The organism is Kitasatospora sp. NPDC096140 (genome assembly GCF_040303045.1).
Lineage (GTDB): Bacteria > Actinomycetota > Actinomycetes > Streptomycetales > Streptomycetaceae > Kitasatospora.
Genome location: NZ_JBEOUW010000013.1, coordinates 145,118 through 164,618 on the forward strand (window position 1 = coordinate 145,118; position 19,501 = coordinate 164,618).

18 protein-coding genes and 1 pseudogene are annotated in these 19,501 nt (G+C 73.9%); 8 read left to right on the plus strand and 11 right to left on the minus strand.

The window, feature by feature from the left end; genetic code table 11:
* Positions 1–5: 5 nt before the first annotated feature.
* The 3 genes from ABT048_RS16250 to ABT048_RS16260 all read left to right on the plus strand — a co-directional run bounded on the left by ABT048_RS16250 (position 6) and on the right by ABT048_RS16260 (position 5,427).
* Positions 6–1,262 (plus strand): glycoside hydrolase 5 family protein, encoded by a 1,257-nt coding sequence (locus ABT048_RS16250; protein WP_350522033.1) that lies wholly within the window; start codon positions 6–8, stop codon positions 1,260–1,262.
* A gap of 102 nt (positions 1,263–1,364) precedes the next feature.
* Positions 1,365–4,409 (plus strand): alpha-mannosidase, encoded by a 3,045-nt coding sequence (locus ABT048_RS16255; RefSeq protein WP_350522034.1) that lies wholly within the window; start codon positions 1,365–1,367, stop codon positions 4,407–4,409.
* A gap of 85 nt (positions 4,410–4,494) precedes the next feature.
* Positions 4,495–5,427 (plus strand): ROK family protein, encoded by a 933-nt coding sequence (locus tag ABT048_RS16260; protein WP_350522035.1) that lies wholly within the window; start codon positions 4,495–4,497, stop codon positions 5,425–5,427.
* Between the two features lie 89 nt (positions 5,428–5,516).
* Here ABT048_RS16260 and ABT048_RS16265 read toward each other — a convergent pair whose 3' ends face one another.
* The 6 genes from ABT048_RS16265 to ABT048_RS16290 form a co-directional block, all read right to left on the minus strand.
* Positions 5,517–5,912: a DUF2267 domain-containing protein gene (locus ABT048_RS16265; RefSeq protein WP_350522036.1), complete on the minus strand. Its 396-nt coding sequence runs from the start codon at positions 5,910–5,912 to the stop codon at positions 5,517–5,519.
* 274 nt (positions 5,913–6,186) lie between these two features.
* On the minus strand, positions 6,187–6,738 hold the full coding sequence (locus ABT048_RS16270; RefSeq protein ID WP_350522037.1) for an acyl-CoA thioesterase: 552 nt from the start codon (positions 6,736–6,738) through the stop codon (positions 6,187–6,189).
* Complete coding sequence (locus ABT048_RS16275; protein ID WP_350522038.1) at positions 6,735–7,046, minus strand: hypothetical protein; 312 nt, start codon at positions 7,044–7,046, stop codon at positions 6,735–6,737. The genes ABT048_RS16270 and ABT048_RS16275 overlap by 4 nt, the downstream gene beginning before the upstream one ends.
* A 315-nt stretch (positions 7,047–7,361) precedes the next feature.
* Positions 7,362–8,753: an NAD(P)/FAD-dependent oxidoreductase gene (locus tag ABT048_RS16280; RefSeq protein WP_350522039.1), complete on the minus strand. Its 1,392-nt coding sequence runs from the start codon at positions 8,751–8,753 to the stop codon at positions 7,362–7,364.
* 106 nt (positions 8,754–8,859) lie between these two features.
* Complete coding sequence (locus ABT048_RS16285; RefSeq protein ID WP_350522040.1) at positions 8,860–9,351, minus strand: flavoprotein; 492 nt, start codon at positions 9,349–9,351, stop codon at positions 8,860–8,862.
* A gap of 17 nt (positions 9,352–9,368) precedes the next feature.
* Entirely contained in the window at positions 9,369–9,839 is a 471-nt protein-coding gene (locus ABT048_RS16290; protein WP_350522041.1) for an ATP-binding protein, read from the minus strand.
* 215 nt (positions 9,840–10,054) lie between these two features.
* Here ABT048_RS16290 and ABT048_RS16295 point away from each other — a divergent pair, with 215 nt between their 5' ends.
* The 3 genes and pseudogenes from ABT048_RS16295 (at position 10,055) to ABT048_RS16305 (ending at position 12,260) form a co-directional block, all read left to right on the plus strand.
* A complete protein-coding gene (locus ABT048_RS16295; RefSeq protein WP_350522042.1) occupies positions 10,055–11,317 on the plus strand; it encodes a helix-turn-helix domain-containing protein in 1,263 nt (420 codons plus the stop codon).
* Positions 11,314–11,832 (plus strand): NUDIX domain-containing protein, encoded by a 519-nt coding sequence (locus tag ABT048_RS16300; protein ID WP_350522043.1) that lies wholly within the window; start codon positions 11,314–11,316, stop codon positions 11,830–11,832. The genes ABT048_RS16295 and ABT048_RS16300 overlap by 4 nt, the downstream gene beginning before the upstream one ends.
* A gap of 73 nt (positions 11,833–11,905) precedes the next feature.
* Positions 11,906–12,260 (plus strand): annotated as a pseudogene (locus ABT048_RS16305) (hypothetical protein).
* Positions 12,261–12,333: 73 nt separating this feature from the next.
* On the opposite strand, the gene ABT048_RS16310 reads toward ABT048_RS16305, so the two are convergent.
* Positions 12,334–14,589 carry an FUSC family protein gene (locus ABT048_RS16310; protein WP_350522044.1) on the minus strand — a complete coding sequence of 752 codons (2,256 nt, stop codon included), beginning with the start codon at positions 14,587–14,589 and terminating at the stop codon, positions 12,334–12,336.
* A gap of 226 nt (positions 14,590–14,815) precedes the next feature.
* On the opposite strand from ABT048_RS16310, the gene ABT048_RS16315 reads away from it, so the two are divergent.
* The gene (locus tag ABT048_RS16315; RefSeq protein ID WP_350522045.1) at positions 14,816–16,042 is read left to right on the plus strand and encodes a GNAT family N-acetyltransferase; all 1,227 of its coding nucleotides are present in this window, start codon (positions 14,816–14,818) and stop codon (positions 16,040–16,042) included.
* A 79-nt stretch (positions 16,043–16,121) separates the two neighbouring features.
* Here the strand turns inward: ABT048_RS16315 and ABT048_RS16320 are convergent, their stop codons facing one another.
* Positions 16,122–16,562: an SRPBCC family protein gene (locus tag ABT048_RS16320; protein WP_350522046.1), complete on the minus strand. Its 441-nt coding sequence runs from the start codon at positions 16,560–16,562 to the stop codon at positions 16,122–16,124.
* Positions 16,559–16,930: an ArsR/SmtB family transcription factor gene (locus ABT048_RS16325; protein WP_350522047.1), complete on the minus strand. Its 372-nt coding sequence runs from the start codon at positions 16,928–16,930 to the stop codon at positions 16,559–16,561. Before ABT048_RS16325 ends, ABT048_RS16320 begins: the two co-directional genes overlap by 4 nt.
* Before the next feature lie 182 nt (positions 16,931–17,112).
* On the opposite strand from ABT048_RS16325, the gene ABT048_RS16330 reads away from it, so the two are divergent.
* Complete coding sequence (locus ABT048_RS16330) at positions 17,113–17,661, plus strand: TIGR03086 family metal-binding protein (protein ID WP_350522048.1); 549 nt, start codon at positions 17,113–17,115, stop codon at positions 17,659–17,661.
* 187 nt (positions 17,662–17,848) lie between these two features.
* Here the strand turns inward: ABT048_RS16330 and ABT048_RS16335 are convergent, their stop codons facing one another.
* Entirely contained in the window at positions 17,849–18,586 is a 738-nt protein-coding gene (locus tag ABT048_RS16335; RefSeq protein WP_350522049.1) for a hypothetical protein, read from the minus strand.
* 320 nt (positions 18,587–18,906) lie between these two features.
* Positions 18,907–19,392: a cysteine/serine endopeptidase inhibitor gene (locus ABT048_RS16340; protein WP_350522050.1), complete on the minus strand. Its 486-nt coding sequence runs from the start codon at positions 19,390–19,392 to the stop codon at positions 18,907–18,909.
* Between the last annotated feature and the right edge of the window lie 109 nt (positions 19,393–19,501).

Below are 19,501 nucleotides of genomic sequence, written 5' to 3' on the forward strand. Positions count from 1 at the left end.
CCCCGATGACCACCGCCCCCCGCTTCGGCGTCAACTACACCCCCAGCGTCGGCTGGTTCCACCACTGGCTCGACTTCGACCTCGACGCCGTGCGCGCCGACCTCGACTCCGTCGCGGCCCTCGGCCTGGACCACGTCCGGGTCTTCCCGCTCTGGCCGCTGTTCCAGCCCAACCGCACCCTGATCCGCCCGCGCGCCGTCGAGCAGCTGACGGCCCTGGTGGACGCGGCCGGGGAACGCGGGCTGGACGTCGCGGTGGACGGCCTGCAGGGCCACCTGTCGAGCTTCGACTTCCTGCCGGCCTGGACCCGGACGTGGCACCGGCGCAACCTCTTCACCGACCCCGAGGTCATCGACGGCCAGGCCGCCTACCTGCACACCCTCGCCGGAGCGCTGCGCGAGCGGCCCAACTTCCTCGGGATGACGCTCGGCAACGAGATCGACCAGTTCTCCGGCGGCCCCCACCCCGACCCGGACCGGGCCACCCCCGCCGAGGTCGAGGCCTGGCTGCGCCGGATGCTCGACGCCTGCGAGCGCGGCGCCCCCGGGCGGCTGCACCTGCACGCCTCGTACGACGCCGCCTGGTACCTGGACGGGCACCCGTTCACGCCCGGGCACTCGGCCCGGCTCGGCGCCGCCACCGCCGTGCACTCCTGGGTGTTCAACGGCACCGCCCAGCGCTACGGCGCCCGCTCCACCGCCACCGCGCAGCACGCCGCGTACCTGGTCGAGCTGTCCAAGGCCTGGGCGGACGATCCGGCCCGCCCGGTGTGGCTGCAGGAGGTCGGCGCGCCCGCCCCACACATCGCCCCCGAGGACGCGGCCCGCTTCACCGGCGCCACCGTCGAGGCCGTGCTGGACTGCCCGGACCTCTGGGGCGTCACCTGGTGGTGCTCGCACGACGTGTCCCGCTCGCTCGCCGACTTCCCCGAACTCGAATACGGCCTGGGCCTGTTGACCACGGACGGGACGGTCAAACCGGCCGGGGCCCGGCTCGCCGCGGCCGCCGCCGAGGCCCGCCGCAACTGGCAGCCGCCGAAGCCGCGCACCACCGCCGTGGTGGTCGCCACCGGGGACGAGGCCACCTCCCCGGGGCGTTCGGTCTGCGGCCCGGGCGGCCCGGTGTTCGAGGCGTTCATGCGGCTCGCCGAGGCGGGCGCCCGGCCGACCGCCGTACTCGCCGAGCGCGCCGCGGACCGCGACCACCTGGCCGCGCGCGGCATCACCGAGGTGGTCCGCCCCGAGGACGTACGGTCCCGGTAGCCGGCTTTCCCACGGCCCGCAGCCCGCTCCCCCCGCAACCCGCTCCCGCAGCCCGCTTTCCCGCAGCCCGCTTTCCCCAGCCACCCGACGGAGGCCGCTGACATGCACGATGACCGCACCCTGGTCGAGGCCCGCCTCAAGCGCGTCCTGGACGAGCGCATCCGCCCGGCCGTGTACCCCGAGTCCGTCCCGCTGACGGTCGGCATCTGGACGGCGCCGGGCGAGCCCGTCCCGGTCGCCGAGGGCCTGGCCGCACCGCGCACCCCGATCGCCGTCGGCGACGCCTGGGGCGCGCCCTGGGGCACCAGCTGGATCACCGTGACCGGTGCGGTGCCCGAGGCCTGGGCGGGCCGCACCGTCGAGGCGCTGATCGACCTCGGCTTCGACGCCAACATGCCCGGCTTCCAGTGCGAGGGCCTGGTCTACCGGCCGGACGGCACCCCGGTGAAGGGCCTCAACCCGCAGAACCAGTGGGTGCGGATCGCCGCCCCGGCGGCCGGCGGGGAGCAGGTGCTGCTGCACGTCGAGGCCGCCTCCAACCCGGTCATCCTGGACTACCACCCCTTCCTTCCCACCGAGTTGGGCGACAAGGAGACGGCCGGCGACCGCCCGCAGTACCGGCTCGCCCGGATGGACCTCGCCGTCTTCGACGAGACGGTCTGGCAGCTGGTGATGGACCTGGAGGTGCTCGGCGAGCTGATGGCCGAGCTGCCGACGGACGGCGCCCGCCGCTGGGAGCTGCTGCGCGCGATCGAGCGGGCGCTCGACGCGGTCGACCTCCAGGACGTCAACGGTACGGCGGCGGGGGCCCGTTCGCAGCTGGAGGAGGTGCTGGCCGCACCCGCCGCGCCGTCCGCGCACCGGATCGGCGCGATCGGCCACGCGCACATCGACTCGGCCTGGCTGTGGCCGCTGCGCGAGACCGTCCGCAAGGTGGCCCGCACGACCGCCAACATGACCGCGCTGCTGGAGGACGAGCCGGACTTCCTCTACACCATGTCGCAGGCCCAGCAGTTCGCCTGGATCAAGGAGCACCGCCCCGAGGTGTACGCCAAGGTCCGCAAGGCCGTCGCCGAGGGCAGGTTCGTCCCGGCGGGCGGCATGTGGGTCGAGTCCGACACCAACATGCCGAGCTCGGAGGCGATGGCCCGGCAGTTCGTGCACGGCAAGCGGTTCTTCCTGGACGAGTTCGGGGTGGAGAACCACGAGGCGTGGCTGCCGGACACCTTCGGCTTCACCGGCGGCCTGCCGCAGATCATCCGCAACGCGGGCTCGAAGTGGCTGCTGACGCAGAAGATCTCCTGGAGCCAGGTGAACCGGTTCCCGCACCACACCTTCCTCTGGGAGGGCATCGACGGGACGCGGATCTTCACCCACTTCCCGCCGGTGGACACCTACAACTGCTCCATGAAGGGCAGCGAGATCGCCCACGCCGCACGGAACTTCAAGGACAAGGGGGTGGCCAGGCACTCGCTCGCCCCGACCGGCTGGGGGGACGGCGGCGGCGGCACCACCCGCGAGATGGTCGCCAAGGCGGCCCGGCTGAGGGACCTGGAGGGCTCGGCCACCGTCCGCTGGCAGAAGCCCGCCGAGTTCTTCGCCGAGGCCGAGGCCGAGTACCCGGACCCGCCGGTCTGGGTCGGCGAGCTCTACCTGGAGCTGCACCGCGCCACCCTGACCAGCCAGGCGAAGACCAAGCAGGGCAACCGGCGCAGCGAGAACCTGCTGCGCGAGGCCGAACTCTGGTGCACCACCGCCACGTTGCGCACCGGCGCGGAGTACCCGTACGAGCAGCTGGACCGGATCTGGAAGACGGTGCTGCTGCACCAGTTCCACGACATCCTGCCCGGTTCGTCCATCGCTTGGGTGCACCGCGAGGCCGTGGCGACCTACGCGGCACTGGCCGGGGAGCTGGTGAACCTGATCGCGTCGGCGCAGCGGGCCCTCGCCGGGGATCACCGGGGCGGGCACGAGCTGGTGTTCAACGCGGCGCCGCACCCGCGTTCCACCGTCCCGGCCGGCGGCGCCGCCGTGGTGGCTCCGCCGGCGGAGGGCTGCACGCTGGCCGAGCGCCCCGAGGGCGGCTACCTGCTGCGCAACGGCCTGCTGGACGTCGTGGTGGACGCGGACGGCCTGGTGGCGTCGGTGGTCGAGGTCGCGAGCGGCCGGGAGAGCGTCGCCCCCGGCACCCGCGCCAACCTGCTGCAGCTGCACCCCGACTTCCCCAACATGTGGGACGCCTGGGACGTCGACCGGTTCTACCGCAACACCGTCACCGACCTGACGGGCGTGGACTCGCTCACCGTCTTCGCGGAGACGGCGGAGAAGGTCTCCGTCCGGGTGGTGCGCTCCTTCGGCTCGTCCACCGCCGTCCAGACGCTCACCCTGCGGGCGGGCGAGCAGCGCCTGGACATCGAGACCCTGGTGGACTGGCACGAGACCGAGAAGTTCCTCAAGGCCGCGTTCCCGCTCGACATCCACACCGAGCGCTACGCCGCCGAGACCCAGTTCGGCCACCTCCACCGCCCCACCCACACCAACACCAGCTGGGACGCCGCCAAGTTCGAGGCCTGCAACCACCGCTTCGTCCACCTCGACGAGCCCGGCTGGGGCGTCGCCCTGGTCACCGCCTCCACCTACGGCCACGACGTCACCCGCACCGTGCGCGACACCGACGGCGGCACCACCACCACGGTCCGCTTCTCGCTGCTGCGCGCCCCGCGCTTCCCCGACCCGAAGACCGACCAGGGGCTGCACCGCTTCCGGCACGCCCTCGTCCCGGGCGCGGCGATCGGCGACGCCGTGCGCGAGGGCTACCGGATCGGCCTGCCCGAGCGGCGGATGCGCGGCAGCGTGGAGCGGGTCGCGCCGCTGGTGGCACTGGACAACGATGCCCTCGTGGTGAGCGCCGTCAAGCTCGCCGACGACCGCAGCGGCGACCTGGTCGTCCGCGTCTACGAGGCGGGCGGCGGCCGCGCCCGGGGCCGGCTGACCACCTCCTTCCCGCTGGCCGACGCCGTCCCCTGTGACCTGCTCGAACGGCCCTGGGACGGCACCCGCGGCGAGGTGACGGTGGAGGACGGCGCGGTGCGCCTGGCGCTGCGGCCGTTCGAGCTGGTCACCCTGCGGCTGCGGACCGCCGGCTGAGGCCGGTCCGGGGCTGTTCTACGCTGTGCGGCGCCCCGGCCCTCCCCGGCCGGGGCGCCGACCCCTACCTCCGCTGGAGCCCACCGTGCCGCTCACCCCGCTGTTCGCCGCCGTCGACATCGGCGGCACCAAGATCGCCGGCGCGCTGGTCGACGGCGACGGACGGCTGCGGCACCGGCTCCAGCTGCCCACCCCGGCGACGGCCCCGGGCGCGGCCGTGCTCGCCGTCGTGCACCGGGTGCTGGACCGGCTCGCCGACACGCCCGACTGGGCCGCCGTGACGGCTGTCGGGATCGGCAGCGCCGGCCCGGTCGACCTCGCCGACGGCACCGTCAGCCCGGTCAACATCCCCGGCTGGCGCGGCTTCCCGCTGGTCGCCGAGGTCGCCGCGCACCCGTCGGTGGCCGCCCGCGCGCTGCCCGTCCGCCTCGCCGGGGACGGCGTCGCGATGGCCGCCGCCGAGCACTGGCAGGGCGCCGCCCGGGGCGCCGCCGACGCGCTCTGCCTGGTGGTGTCGACCGGCGTCGGCGCCGGGCTGGTGCTCGACGGCGCGGTGCGGCCGGGCCCCAGCGGCAACGCCGGACACCTAGGCCACATCAGCGTCGACCTGGACGGCGAGCCCTGCCCGTGCGGCTCGCGCGGCTGCCTGGAGGGCCTGGCCAGCGGCACCGCGATCGCCCGCCGCGCGCTCGCCGACGGCTGGCGGCCCCCGGCGGACGACCGGACGGCCCGCGCCGTCGCCGCCTGCGCCGCCGCGGGCGACCCGGTCGCGCTCGCCGCCTTCGACCGCGCCGCCCAGGCCCTGGCCGCCGGCATCGCCGCCACGGCCGCCCTGGTGGACCTCGACCGCGTCGTCGTCGGCGGCGGCGTGGCCACTGCCGGGGAGGTGCTGTTCGCGCCGCTCGCCCGCCACCTGGACCGCTACGCCGCGCTCTCGTACATCCGCGGCCTGGACGTGCGCCGGGCCGAACTCGGCACCGACGCCGGGCTGATCGGCGCGGCCGCGCTCTGCCGCTGAGCGGGCCGCCGCCGCAGAGCGCCCCGGGCGGTGCCGCGTGCCCCTCAGGCCGGGTGCCGCACACCGCTCAGGCCGGGAGCCGCGTGCCCTCAGGCCGGTGTGGGATGCCCGAACAGCAGGTCGTAGCCCTCCGGGAGCTGCTCGATCACCCGGTCGATCAGCTCCCCCGGGACCAGGTCGGCCACCGTGCTGAGCACCGCCCCGATGTCCCACTGCGCCGTCGCCGTGGTCGCCCCGTCGATCCACCCGCCCACGGCCTGGACGAAGCGCTCCGCGGTCAGCGGCTCGGCCGCCGGCTTCGCGTCGCGCAGCAGCGAGGCGTACATCTCGGGCAGCGCGTCGGCGAGTTCGCCCCGCTCGGACCCCACCAGGTGCTCGCCGAGCAGAACGAGGACGACCCGGGCGGCGTGGTCCGCCTCCGCCTCGCCCCGGTACTCGCCGCGCTCCACGACGCGGGCGAGGAAGTCCTCCCAGGAGATGGTCATCGCGTCCTCCTTACGGTGGGCGGGATCCGGCAGGACCGACGGCGCTCCGCGCCCGGGCCAGGGAGGTGGCGTCGCAGCCCGCGACCACCGTGGGGCGTACCGGTGCCCGTGCTGCTCAGCGTAGCGCGGCCCGGCGCCCCGGGAACCGGCCCGACGGCGTCGGGCCCGGCCGGACGCCGGGATTCCGGCCCGGCGGATCGACGCCGTCGTCGATCCCGCCGCCGGCCGGGGGCTCGCCCGGGAACGAGCGCGGCCCGGACGCTCGGCGCGGCCCTCAGCCCGCCGAGGCCCGGCACCGCCGGCGCGGCCGGCGCGAGGAGGCGGTCCCGCCGACGGCCCCGGGCGACACCCGCTGCGCCGGCGTCGTCGCCGTCGCGGTGGCCAGGGCGCCGTCGGCACGCGCCGCGTCCGGCATAAACGCCGAGAGAAAGCGCCGCTCGTTCGGGCTCAGGGTGCGCGAGCGGCCGGATTCGCGGTCCCGGGCGACCACGACGGTCCGCGCCCGCATAAAGGTGAGCGGGTCCCGGCAGACATTCACCTCGACATGCGCGGAACTCCGCCCGAGCCGTTCCACGGTGAGCCGCACCGACAATGGCTCGGGCCGGTGGTGCAACTGCTCAAGATAATCGATCTCGTGCCGCGCGATAATGAATCCGGACGGGAACAGGGATTCCCGGACCGCGGTCGCGTGGTGGCAGAACAGGTCGTAAATCCCCTCCTGGATGTAGCCGACCAGCCGGGCGTTGTTGATGTGCCCGTTCTCGTCGACGTCGCTCCACCGGGTGGGGCAGGCCAGCACGTGCGCGCCCGGCTGCGCCGCGCTCACTGCTGCGTCAGCCCGGCGCCGGCAGTGGCGGGGAGCAGCGCACGCTGCAACCTGGCGTAGTAGGCGGAGTGTTCGGCCGCCATCCGGGCCGCGGTCCACCCCTCTTCGGCGGCCTCCGCGGCCGCCTGGACGACCAGGCTGTCGAGCACCGCGTCGACCGAGCGGCACAGGTCGGCGACGGCCGCGAGGCGCTCGGTCACGTCCGCCCCGCTCGCCGCATTCCGGGACGGGAACGCGGCCAGCGAGTCCACCGCGAGCTGCAGATCGTCCAGTGCGTCCGGCCGGTTTTCCGCAGGGAAATTCCGCATGTTTTTCTCCAGGGCTCAATCGGCCTTTACGGCCCGGTAGCTAGCGTTCGAATACACCGGATCGGTGTCGACCCCCCGACGCCTTCGACGCTATCCCAGTCGACGGGGCTCGGCAGATCGTTTTCGGACCGCGACGGGAAACTGACTTCCATCGGAGTAGTTTGCCGGGGTACACAATATGCCCCGTCAGCCGAACGCTGTCCGCAATTCGAGTGGTATCGCCGACTCGACGCCCAAGATCGACTTCCCGGCGTCACGGATCTGCTAGTGGACCGCCCCGCCACCCCGGCCCGCGGGACATGTCGCCCCCGCCCGTCAGCCCCGCCCGGACACCAGGTCCGCGATCCGGGCGATCGGCGAGGTGGTGGCACGTCCGGCCGCCTCCTGCCGGTCCGCCGCGTGGTAGGCGGCGTACATCGCGTGCACCCCCAGCCAGCGCAGCGGCTCCGGCTCCCAGCGCCGCACCGTGTGCCCCACCCAGGGCAGCCGGGTCAGCTCGGTGTCCCGCTCCAACACCAGGTCGCACAGCGTCCGCCCGGCCAGGTTGGCCGTCGTCACCCCGCTGCCGACGTACCCGCCCGCCCAGCCGAGTCCGGTCAGCCGGTCCAGCTCCACGGTGGCGCACCAGTCCCGGGGGACGCCGAGCACGCCCGCCCACACGTGGTTGATCCGGGCCTGCGCGGCGGCCGGGAAGAAGCGGTCCAGGACGGCGCGGAGCTGGCGCACCGTCTCCACCTGGGTGCTGCCGTCCGAGTCCGTCCGCGAGCCGAACCGGTACGGCACGCCCCGCCCGCCCAGCGCGATCCGGTCGTCGGCGGTGCGCTGCGCGTACATGTAGGCGTGCGCGAAGTCGCCCAGCACCTCACGCCCCTGCCAGCCCGCGTCGGCCCAGAAGTCGGCGGGCAGCGGCTCGGTGGCGACCATCGCGGAGTTCATCGGCAGCCAGGTGCGCCGCTCGCCGCGCAGACCGGCCGTGAACCCCTCCGTGGCGCGCAGCACGCGGTCCGCACTGACGGTGCCGTACGGGGTGACGGCGCGCGGCCCGCGGTGGGCACTCCCGGGGAGGATCGCGGTGACCGCCGTGCCCTCGTACACCTCGACTCCGAGGCCGCGCACCGTCCGGGCCAGGCCGCGTACGAGCTTCGCGGGCTGGATGCGGGCGCCGTACGGACTCCAGGAGCCGCCGAGGGTGCCGGCGACGTTGACGCGGTCGCCCGCCTCCTTGGCGCCCAGCAGCTCGACACGGTCCGCGCCGTACGCGCGCTCACTCTCGACGAAAGCCCGCAGCCGCTCCAACTGCGGCTTGCTGCGGGCGACTTCGAGAACACCCCCGCGCACGATGTCCGCCTCGATGCCCTCCCGGTCCGCCACGTCGACGACCTCGCCGACGGAGTCGTCCATCACCCGCTGCATCGCCGCCGCCCGCTGCTGCCCGTACCGCTTGGCGAACGCGCCGCGGCCCGCGAAACCGTTGTACAGCCAGCCGCCGTTGCGTCCGGAGGCGCCGTAGCCGCAGAAGCGCTGTTCGAGGACGGCGATCCGCAGCGAGGGATCGGCCTTCTTCAGGTAGTAGGCGGTCCAGAGCCCGGTGTAGCCGCCCCCGACGATGCAGACGTCGACGTCGCGGTCCCCCGGCAGCCCGGGGCCCGCCTCCGGCACCCCACCCGCCGCGAACCAGAACGACACCTCGCCGTTGACCGCCGCCACCGGAACCTCCCACACCGTCGCTGACCTGCCCGGACGCTACCCCGGACCGGTCCGCGCCGACCACCCCTCACACTGCCAGGATCGCCCACCCCGATCAGCCACCCTGTCAGTCCCGCAACAACCCCAGCGCCCGCGTCCAGCTGTACGAACCGGGCACGAAGTCCGCGACCCGCACCCCCATCCGGCGAAGCTTCGCCAGGCTCTCCTCGTACGCCGGGTGCGCCGCCTGCGCGGTGCTCAGACACGGCTGCACCACCACCGGGATCCCCCACCCGTACGACTCGCAGAGGATGCCGAGCGCGAGCGTGTCCGAGATGCCCAGCGCCCACTTGTTGATCGTGTTGAACGTCGCCGGGGAGACCACGATCGCGTCCGGGTCCGGCAGCGGCCGCGGCTCCCCGGGCTTGCGCCAGGCGGAACGGATCGGATACCCGGTCCGCGCGGTGACCGCGTCCTGATCGATGAACCCCATCGCCTGCGGAGTCGCCACCACCCCCACGTCCCACCCCTGTTCCTGAGCGGCCGCGATCAGCTCCCCCACCCCACCCGCAACCCCCGCCGCACACACCACCACGTACAGCACCGGCTTCCGAGCCATCCCCGGCACTCCCCTTCTCATCCCCGCCGACCCACCACCAGATCGGCGTGCACCACCTTCCCAAACGGCTCCGCCACCGCACCCCAACGCCCCCGCGTGAGTTCATGGATCAACGACAACCCCCGATGCCCCTCCTCATCCACCCCCGCCACCAGCAACACGGGCATCACCCGCGACCCGTCCCGCACCGCCACCCGCACCGTCCGGCCGGTGACCCGCCGGACGGTCACGGTCATCCTCGTCAGGCACCCGGTCTTGACCGCATTGGCCACCAGCTCACTGACGATCAACTCCGCAGCGTCGACCAGCTCCGGCACGTCCCACTCGCTCAACTTCTCCCGCACCAATCGACGAGCCACGGAGGCCGACTCCGGGAGGTACGGCAACCTCGCACTCGCCGGCTTCGCCGCCCGGTCCGGCTGGTCCACCGACAGCACCTCAAGCCGACAAGCGGCCATCGCGCCCTTCTCTTCGCCACACCGGCTCATCACGGGACACTCCTCTGTGAGGTCGGGGCCTCACCACGTCGAGGCCATCACCTGCCGACCGCTCCGGCCCGCGGGGCGACCCGGATCCGGACGACTCGCACTCACCCAACCCGCTGCCGGGCCACCGAAGGGACTCCGACCCCGTGACTCCAAGTCGAGGTCATCACACTCTCCGTGGCCGTACGATCGAACCCGGACATTCGAGGGAGTGAGCCGTGGACCGTCATCCGGACCCGCGCCAGATCGTCGCGGGCCTCCTCGACGACGCACGCTTCCTGGCAGTGTGCTCGGCGCGTGACATGGGGGCCGTGTTCCGCCTCCTGAACTCCCATGGCGTCAGCACCCGTCGCCTGGCCGCGGCCGCCGACATCACCCAGGGCCGGCTGTATGACTACATGAACGGCAAGACCCGCGTGGAGAAGCTGGCACTCTTCGAGCAGATCGCCGATGCCCTTCACATCCCCGGCCAGCTGCTGGGCCTCGCCGGACGCCCGTGGGAGCCACGCACCACCGCAGTGAGGCCGGCGATGCCCATGGCTCTCCCCCCGGCGGCCGACGGCGACCTCGCGGCGATGGAGGCCTTCCGCGCTGCCGACCGGCAAACCGGAGGCGGCCGACTCTACGCCGCCGTGGTCCGCCACCTGTCCGTGAACGTGGCACCCCGGTTGGTCGACATCGCCGCCGGCTCCCAGGTGTTCGCCACCGCCTCCGCCCTCACTGAGATGGCCGGCTGGATGGCGCACGACTCAGGCCGTGACGAACTCGCCGCGAACCACTTCACCCGCGCGTTCGCGCTCGCCCGAGTAGCGGGCGACCTGCCGCTCGCCGCTCACATCGCCGCCAGTACCAGCCACCTGTCGCTCCACAACGGCGATCCGTCCGTGGCCTCGCACTGGGCGACGACCGGCATCGGACTGGCACGCCGCGGGCCTCACCTGCCGAGTCTGACGGCCCGACTCCACGCCGCACTCGCTCGCGCTCTCGCCGCCGCGGGTCAGTTCGGACCCGCCACTCGCTCACTCGATCTCGCCTGGTCGGCCCTCACCGCACAGGCGGACGAGTCGCATCCGTGGTTGAGCCCGTTCGACGACGCCACACTTGCCGGAGATTCCGCTCTGGTCCTCGCCGACCTCGGACGGCACGCCGATGCACTCCGGTCCGCCGAACGGGCCGTGGCCCTCCGGGAGCAAGGCCGCACACGTTCCCTGGCACTCAGTCGGATCGCCCTCGCCCGCGCGCACATCCGGTGCGACGACCTGGACGCTGCGGTCTCGGTCGGCGCCGACCTCCTCGCGACCGACCCTACGCTCGGTTCGGTTCGGGTCGTCGACCAACTCGACGAACTCGCCGAAGTCCTCGGCAGCTACCGTGACTACGGACCCGTGCGGGCGTACCTGGCACGATTCGAAGAAGCGAGCAGAACCCGACTCCTGTTGCTCGCCGACATCATCCCGGAGTCTCGGGGAGGTTCATCGTGAGGCCGGCACCCACCGACACCAAAGCCTGGAACGCCTACCTCGCCGAGGGCAACGCCAAGCAGGCCCGCAAGCGCGTCTCGGCGGACGTCATCCTGCGCGACGCACACGACCGGATCCTCACCGTCAACCCGACCTACAAGGACGGCTGGGACCTGCCCGGCGGCATGGCGGAGGCCAACGAGTCGCCCGACCAGGCCGCCCTCCGCGAGCTGCGCGAGGAACTGGGCCTCACCCTCACGCTCCACCGCCTGCTCGTCGTGGACTGGGTTGCACCGCATGAGCCTTGGGACGACCAGCTCGCCTTCATCTTCGACGCCGGCACCCTCTCCCCCGCCCTCGCCGCCACCGTCCGCCCGCACGACGACGAACTCTCCGAAGCCCTCTTCCTCCCGGCCCCCGAAGCAGCCGCGCGCCTCCGCCCGCGACAGCGCGACCGGCTGTGCGGCGCCCTGCGATCGCTCGCCGACGGCCGGACCCGCTACCTGCGCAACGGAGCAGAGCCATGGCAGGTCTGAACCGCTCCGACCCCGACGAGACCCAGGCGGTCGAGTACCGCGAACTGGGCTACCGCACCGAAGGGTGACAACCATGACCGAGGACGGCCGGATCTTCCGTGAGGCGTGGATCGCCGGGGTGCGCAAGCACTTCCCGGGTGAGCCGAAGCCCGGGTACGTCACGCCCTGGGAGGAGACGCCCGACTGAACGGGCTTCCGCGGCAGCGGTGTTCGGGCAGGTCCGCGACTTCGTCGCGGTCAGCGCGGGCAGCACCGCCAAGCTCAGCCGGGAGCAGAAGGGCCGCTTCGTCGCCACCTGCTGGATCGCCCAGATCCACAAGCACGTCGCCGACCCCAAGCCCGCCCACGTCGCCGACTGGGACGACCTGCCCAAGTGGCAGCAGGAAACGGACGCCGACATCTTCGAGGCCGTCGAGCGCCGGGTCTGAGGTCGTTCGCCGGCCCCGTCCCCGGCCTCGGCCTCGGCCGGGGACGGGGACGGGGACGGCCTGGCGACGAGGCTCAGCCGGGCGGGGGCGACGGCCGGGCGTCGTGGATCTGCCGGAGGTCGTCGAGCAGCCCCGTGAGCCAGACCGCGATGTCGACCGAGTGGAGCGAGACCCGTCCGTCGCCCCGCAGCGCGGCCGCCCCGTCGAGTTCGGCGGCCAGGGCGCCGCGGGCCCGGGAGAGGGCGGGGTGCGCGGACCCCGCCGGCTCGCGGGCGCGCAGGGCCGCCGCCTGGCGGTGGAAGGCCCCCGCCACGTCGTCCGCGTGGCGCATCAGCACCTGTTGCCCGTTCCGGTGGACCGCCGCGGTGCCGGGCGGGACGCGGGCGAGCAGTGGTTCGGCCCCGCGGACGGTGTGCTGGCCGGTGAGGAGCGCCGCCTGCCAGTTCGGCCCGTCCTCGGCCGGGTCGTGCCGTTCGCAGCGGTACTGGGCGTACATCGCCTCGGTGAGCAGGGCGGAGCGGCGGGCCCGGTGCAGGGCCCCGGCCGCCGGGCCCGTGCCGGTCAGCACGGCGACGGTCTCGCGGAGCGCCTCGGCGCTGTCGTCCAGCATCCCGGCGGTGCACCGCCGCAGGTCCTGGCCGCCGCCGCGCGGCCAGGCGCAGAGGCCCGCCAGGATGCCGATCGCCGCGCCCGCGACCACGTTGACCACGCGCGCCTCCGCCAGCTGCCAGTCGGCGGGCGCCAGCTGGGTGAAGACGAGGGCGACCACGACGGTGAACAGTCCCTGGCCCCAGGCCGGCCCGAACGCCGGTCCGGCGGCGAAGGCGATCAGCATCACCGGGGGCAGTGCGAGGGCGTACACCAGGGGACGCTCCCCCACGCCCAGCAGCACCGCGGCGGTGACGGCGGCGCCGGCGAGCGTTCCCACCAGCGCGGGGCGCAGCGTGATCCGGGTGTCGGCGGCGCTGGTGCGCATCAGGGTGAGGGTGGCGAGCAGCACCCAGAAGCCGTGCGAGAGGTCGAGGGATCCTGCCAGCAGCCGGGCCGCGCCGAGGGCGCCCGCGGTGCGCAGCGCGTTCTGGAAGGCGACCGAGCGGGGTGTGAGGTTGGCGCGGAACCGCCGCCACCACAGCAGCGGGGCGGGGTCGTAGGCGTACCAGAACGGGCCCGGCCGCTGGTCGGCGGGCGTGTCGTCGGGGGGCAGGGCGGCGTGGCGGCTCACCCGCACCGCCCGGACGGCGAAGCGGGCGCCCTCGGCGGCGTCCAGGGCGGCGGTGCCGAGCGCCGGGCGGGCGAGGTAGGAGGGTTCCGGGTCGGCCGCCGGGCCGGCGGGTTCCCGGTCGGCGGCCCGGTCCACCGCCCCGTCGGCGTCCCGGTCGCCCTCCCAGGCGGCCGCTCGGGCGGTGTCGAAGGCCGTGAGGTCCCGGTCGACCTGCCCGGTCTCGGGGACGGGTCCGGTCCGGACCACCCCGGCCGCGGCGGCGCGCAGGGTCCGTCCGGTGGTGGCGGTGAGCCGTGCCGCGGCCGGGTCGGGCCTAACTCCGGCGAGCCGCAGGATGCCGAGCACCCGCGGGCCGGTGTAGCGCAGCGCGACCGCGCAGTGGGCGAGGGCCCGGTCGACGGCGCCGGCCGAGGCGGGCCGCTGCATCAGTGGGACGTGTCTGAAGCGCAGCTCGTCCAGGTGTGTGTCGGCCCGCTCGGCGGCCTCGGCGACGGCCCCGACGGGGGTGGCGCGGCCGGCGCAGGCGGCGGCCGCGAGGTCGGCCAGGTCGGCGAGGGCCGAGGCGGCGCGCGACAGCCGGCCCCGGTAGTCCGGTGTCGCCGGCTCGGGCCACATCAGTAGCTCCGCGCCGGCGAGCAGCAGCAGGCCGACCACCACGCCGAGCAGGCGTTGCAGGAGGGTGTCCGGGCTGTAGGGCGGGAAGCACGGGAGGATGTAGAGCAGCTGGAGCCCGTTGGCGAGGCCCACCATCCGGGGGCCGCCGACGGTGCCGAAGGACACCGCGAAGCCGACGCCCACCATGCCCAGGGCCGCCGCCCAGTCGCGTACGGCCAGAAGGGTGCCGAGGCAGACCAGCCCGCAGGCGAACGGCAGCGTCCACAGGATCGTCCGGGCCCGTGCCCGGGCCGCTCCCTCGACCCGGGCGAGGACGCCGAGGGCGACCGCCGCGAAGAGCGCGTAGGTGGCCGACACGGGGCGGTGCAGGCCGTAGCGGAACGTGTAGAACCCCGCGCAGGCGGCCAGGGTGACCCGCACCGCGCGGTGCACGACCGCCGCGTCGGGACGCCCGCCACGCGGCCGGTCCGCCGGCCCTCGCGACCGGTGCATCGCACCTCGCTCCCGTGGGTGTGCCGCCCCGGCGGGCGGAGCCTCGGCCGGGTACGGGCGTGGGACTCCTTCACGGTAGGACGGCACCGGGCCGGACCGCAGCCGGAGCGCCGCCCCGGACCGGCGGCCCCGCCGCTAATTCGTTTGACCCGGGAGCACCGCCACGGTGCACTGTGGCCGGGGCATCGCAGGTCGTGGTGCCGTCACTGGGGGAGGCAGCACAGCGATGGAGATCCGTTCCACGACCGACCGGGACCGCGAGGTCTTCGTCGACACCTTCCACGCCGCGTTCGCGCGCTTCCCGGAGACACCGGCCGGGGAGCGCACCGGGGTGTGGGCGGCGTTGGAGACGGACCGCGCCTGGCTCGCCGTCGCGCCGGACGGGCGGCCCGTCGGAACCGCCGCCGCGTACTCGTTCGAGCTGACCCTGCCCGGTGGGGGCCTCGCCCCGGTCGGCGGGGTCAGCGCGGTGGGTGTCCTGCCGTCGCACCGGCGCCAGGGCGTGCTCACCGCGATGATGCGGCATCAGTTCACGGACGTGCGGGAGCGCGGGGAGTTCCTGTCCGTGCTGTTGGCGTCCGAGGCCACGATCTACGGCCGGTTCGGCTACGGGCCGGCGACCTTCACGCAGCGGCTCACGGTGCCGCGCCACCGGGGTGCGCTTACCGCTCCCCGAGCGGGCGGCACCGGCACCGGCACCGGTGAGGACACCGGCTCGATCGAGGTGCTGCGGCGTGCGGAGTGCGGCGAGATCCTGGAGGCGGTCTACGACCGGTACCGCCGTGCGCAGCCCGGCGCGCTGTCCCGGCCGCCGCACTGGTGGAGCCTGGGCGCGGGGCAGCCTCCGATCGCTCCGGCGCCGCGCTACGTCGCCGTGCACCGTGACGCGGACGGCGTCCCGGACGGGTACGCCTGCTACTCGATCGGGGAACCCGACTCCCTGCTGGTCGACGAGACCATCGCCGCCGACGACACCGTGTACACGGCCCTGGCCGGCTTCCTGCTCAACCACGACCTGGTCTCGGAGGTCGTGTTCAAGCACTCCCCGCCGGAAAATCCGCTGCGCTGGCGGCTGGTGGACCTCAACGCCGGCCAGCTCACCAGGCACACCGAATGGCTCTGGGTACGCATCCTGGACGTCCCGCGTGCGCTGACCGCGCGCGGCTGGTTCTGCGACGGGGAGCTCGTCCTCGACGTCGACGACCCGTTCCTCGGCGAGCGCGGCCGCTACCTGCTGACCGTCCGGGACGGCAAGGCCGACTGCGTCCCGACGGACCGCGAGCCCGACCTCTCCCTGGACGTGCGCGACCTGGGCTCGGTCTACCTCGGTGGTACGGCTCCGAGCACGCTCGTGCGCGCCGGCCACATCCGGGCCCACGGCCCGGACGCGGCCGCCCTCGCCGACGCCCTGTTCCGCGCCGAGCGCCCCCCGCACTGCCTGCACTGGTTCTGACCGGCCCCGCGCACACCCGTCGGCCCCGCCGGCCGGTACACAGGCGGCGAGGGCGACGGTCCGGTGGCTTCCCGGGTGCCTACGCCTGCAGCCACTCGTCCGGCCCGGGGTCGCGCCCTTCGGCGCGGGCGACCAGGCGGTCGAGGTAGTGGGCCCAGCCTTCGAGGTGCGGGGCGCGGGCGTCCGGGGGCAGGTCACGGTGGACGAGGGTGAGCAGGGTGCCCTCCCCGTCGGGGGTGAGGGTGACCTCGACGACGCTGGCGCCGGGCGGGACGCCCATGTCGCCGCCTTCGAGGCCCCAGGTGAAGACGACCCGGTGGTACGGGTCCAGGGTCAGGAAGGCGCCGGCGGCGTGGTGGTCTGCGTTGACGTTGGTGCGGTACTTCCCGCCGGGGGTGAAGGAGAACTCGCCGTCCCGGCCCATCCAGGAGAGCCACCGCTCCCGGTCGGTGAAGAACGAGAACACCGTCTCCGGACGGGCGGCGATCCGCCGCTCCACCACCACCTGGTCGGTCCTCATCGGGCGCTCCCCCTCGTTCCCCCGGCCCGCTCGGCGGCTCCCGCCGTCCTCGTCGCCGTCCCGTCGGCCTCCGCGGCCTCGGCCGCTTCCGCCAACTCGGCCAGTACGTCCAGCTTTTCGGCCCACATCGACTGCAGGTAGGCGGCCAGCGGCCCGAGTGCTTCCCGGTCGGCCCGGTAGTAGCGCTTGCGGCCCTCCTGGCGCAGCGTGACCAACCCGGCCTCCCGCAGCACCTTCAGGTGCTGGGAGACCGCGCCGAACGTGACGTCGAACCGTTCGGCGATGTCGCCCGCGCACAGCTCGTCCTCCCAGACCAGCCGCAGGATCTCGCGGCGGCGGGGTTCGGCTATCACTTGGACCGCTTCCATGGCCGTCATTTTAGTCGAGGCTTCAGCTTGCGCTCCACGCCCGCGTCATTTTAGTCTCGACTTAAGCAATGAGCCCGGCGCCGACCGGGCCCGGAGCGTCGAGCACCGAGCGCTTGAGCTCCGAGCTCCGAGCTCCGACCACTGAAGATCAAGTGCTGAAGATCGAGGACCGAGGACCGACGATGCAGACCGCAATGACCGAGTTCGCCGCCCTGTTCGCCCGCACCGCCCAGGCCGTCCCGGCCGACCGGTTGACCGCCGCCACCCCCTGCGCGCAGTTCACCGTCGCCGACCTGTTCGCCCACCTCGGCGGTGTGCTCTCCGACTCCGAACGCGCGGCCGCCAAGCTGCCCCGCAGCACCGAGCCCGCGTCCGTCGCCGAACCCCGGGCCGTCGCCGCCAGCGCCGAGCGCGCCGCCGCTGCGTGGGTGCGGCCGGACGCGATGACCGGCGAGACGGAGTTCGGCCCCAACACCCTGCCCGCGAGCGCGGCCGCCGCCATCACCCTGCAGGAGTTCGCCCTGCACGGCTGGGACCTGGCCCGCGCCGCCGACCTGCCCTTCCCGGTCGGCGAGGAGGCCGCCACCGTCCTGCTCGGCGTGGTCGAGCAACTCGCCGACCAGGCCCGCACCGGCGGCGTCTACGGCCCGGCCGTCACCACCCCGGCCGACGCCTCGACCTTCGAGGTCGCGCTCGCCCTCAGCGGCCGCGACCCGGGCTGGACCGCCTGACCCTCCGGCCGACGGCCCCGGGCCCACGGGCCCATGGGCGGCGCGGATCGCGCGAGCAGGGGACACGCGATCCGCCCGCCCCACCCGCCCCGAGCCCGCCGCGGCACAAAGGGCGCAAGGGCGCAAGGACACGAGCCCGCAAGGCCGCAAGGCCGCCAGGGAAGCAGTCACGCCGGAACAGCGGCGGTCAGGCGTGGGCGCTGATCTGCCCGCCCGCCGAGAGCACGATGTAGATGCCGTTGGCGTTGACTCCGACGTCCTGCCCGTCGGTCTCCAGCGTGCCGTTCACCGCGTTGTCGAGGCCGAGGATCTCCGCGCGGTACTTCAGCTCGCCGGTCTTGGTGACCTTGGCCGTCCAGTCGCCGGGGAGCTTGAAGGTTCCGGGGCCCTGGTGCCCGCCGCCCATCCAGGCGTGGACCGTGCCGTCCAGCGAGAGCACGATGAACATGTCGTTGGCGTCGAGTCCGGCGTCGGTGTCCTTCGTCTCCAGCGTGGCGAGGACGTCACCGCCGTGGACGATCTTGGCGACGAAGTGCTGGGGGGCGACTTCCCGGATCTCCGCCGTGCTGCCGTCCGGCAGGGTCTGGGTGCGGGCTCCGGGCGCCGGCTTGCCCGGGGGCGCCTGGGTGGTGCTGGGGTGCGCGTCCGGCTTGGCGGCCGTGGTGCCGCCACCGGGCTTGCCGGACGGCGTGGACGCGGGCGACGCCGTGGACGTCGCGGCCGGCGCAGCCGTCGTGGCCGTGGCCGCCGGCGCACTGGCGCCGGGCGTACCGGCCGTGGTTGCGGTCGCGGCCGGTGAAGCCGCGCCCTGGGCACCCGACGTGCTGCTGCAGGCGGTTGCGGCGGGCACCAGCAGCCCGACCGTCAGGACGGCTCCGGCCAGCGTGCGGACGGTGGTCGCGCGACGGGTCGTCGAAAGGGACATGCCGGTTCTCCTGAACGAAGTACGGGTGGGGACGCGAACGTTGCCCGTTCCGGCCGGTGCGGGAAGCACCGGCGCCGCAGCGGGCGTGCACGATCGAAACTAGTCCGAACAGTCGACGGAATGGCGCGTTCCGTGTCACCGGACTGCAACGCCCGTGCAACGCCGCATCGATCACGTGTCACACCGACAGGTCCCGCCCCGGCCGGAGGAGTTGTCGGGCAGAAGCCCAGGTCGCCGACCCCCGACACCCGCCCCGGCGCGGCCGTGCCCGCCCCCGTCATGCCGCGGGGGCGGGCACGGCCGCGTCAGGTCTGCCGGAGTCAGCCGATGGTGGAGCCGGCGATCGGGGCGGAGAGCTCGACGGTCTCGCCCTTCAGGCCGGCCTTGACGAACTGCCAGGTGAGGCCGCTGATGACGCCCTTGCTCAGCGGGGCCAGCTTGGCGAAGGCCGGCTGGCTGAGGTCGATGTGGGTGGAGTCACAGGAGGGGCACTGGTCCTTCACCGGGACGGTGATGGTCTTTCCCTGATAGGTCACCTTGACCGAAATGCCCTTGCAGACCGGGTCGTTGTTCGGGTTCGCGGTGGTCCACCAGGTGTGCGAGACGGCCACCAGCATCTGCGACGAGGCGTTGATTTGGGTGCCGCAGGCACCGAAGCCCGAGTCGTTGTAGTAGGTGGCCTTGCCGTTCATGGGCTTGTTGATCGGAATGGCGGCACTGGCGGTGCCGGCCGTGAAGGCGATGAGAGCGGCTGCGGCGAGCGGGGCGCCCGCGAGGATCCTGAGGTTCTTGCCGATGGCGCGCATGGTTCGTTCCCTCCGGTTGCAGTGCTGACAGGGCGTGCTGGTCCGACGCCCCGAGTTCAGGCGTGAACATGACAGGAACAAGTCGCCGACGCCGCCCGGCAGTTCGGCG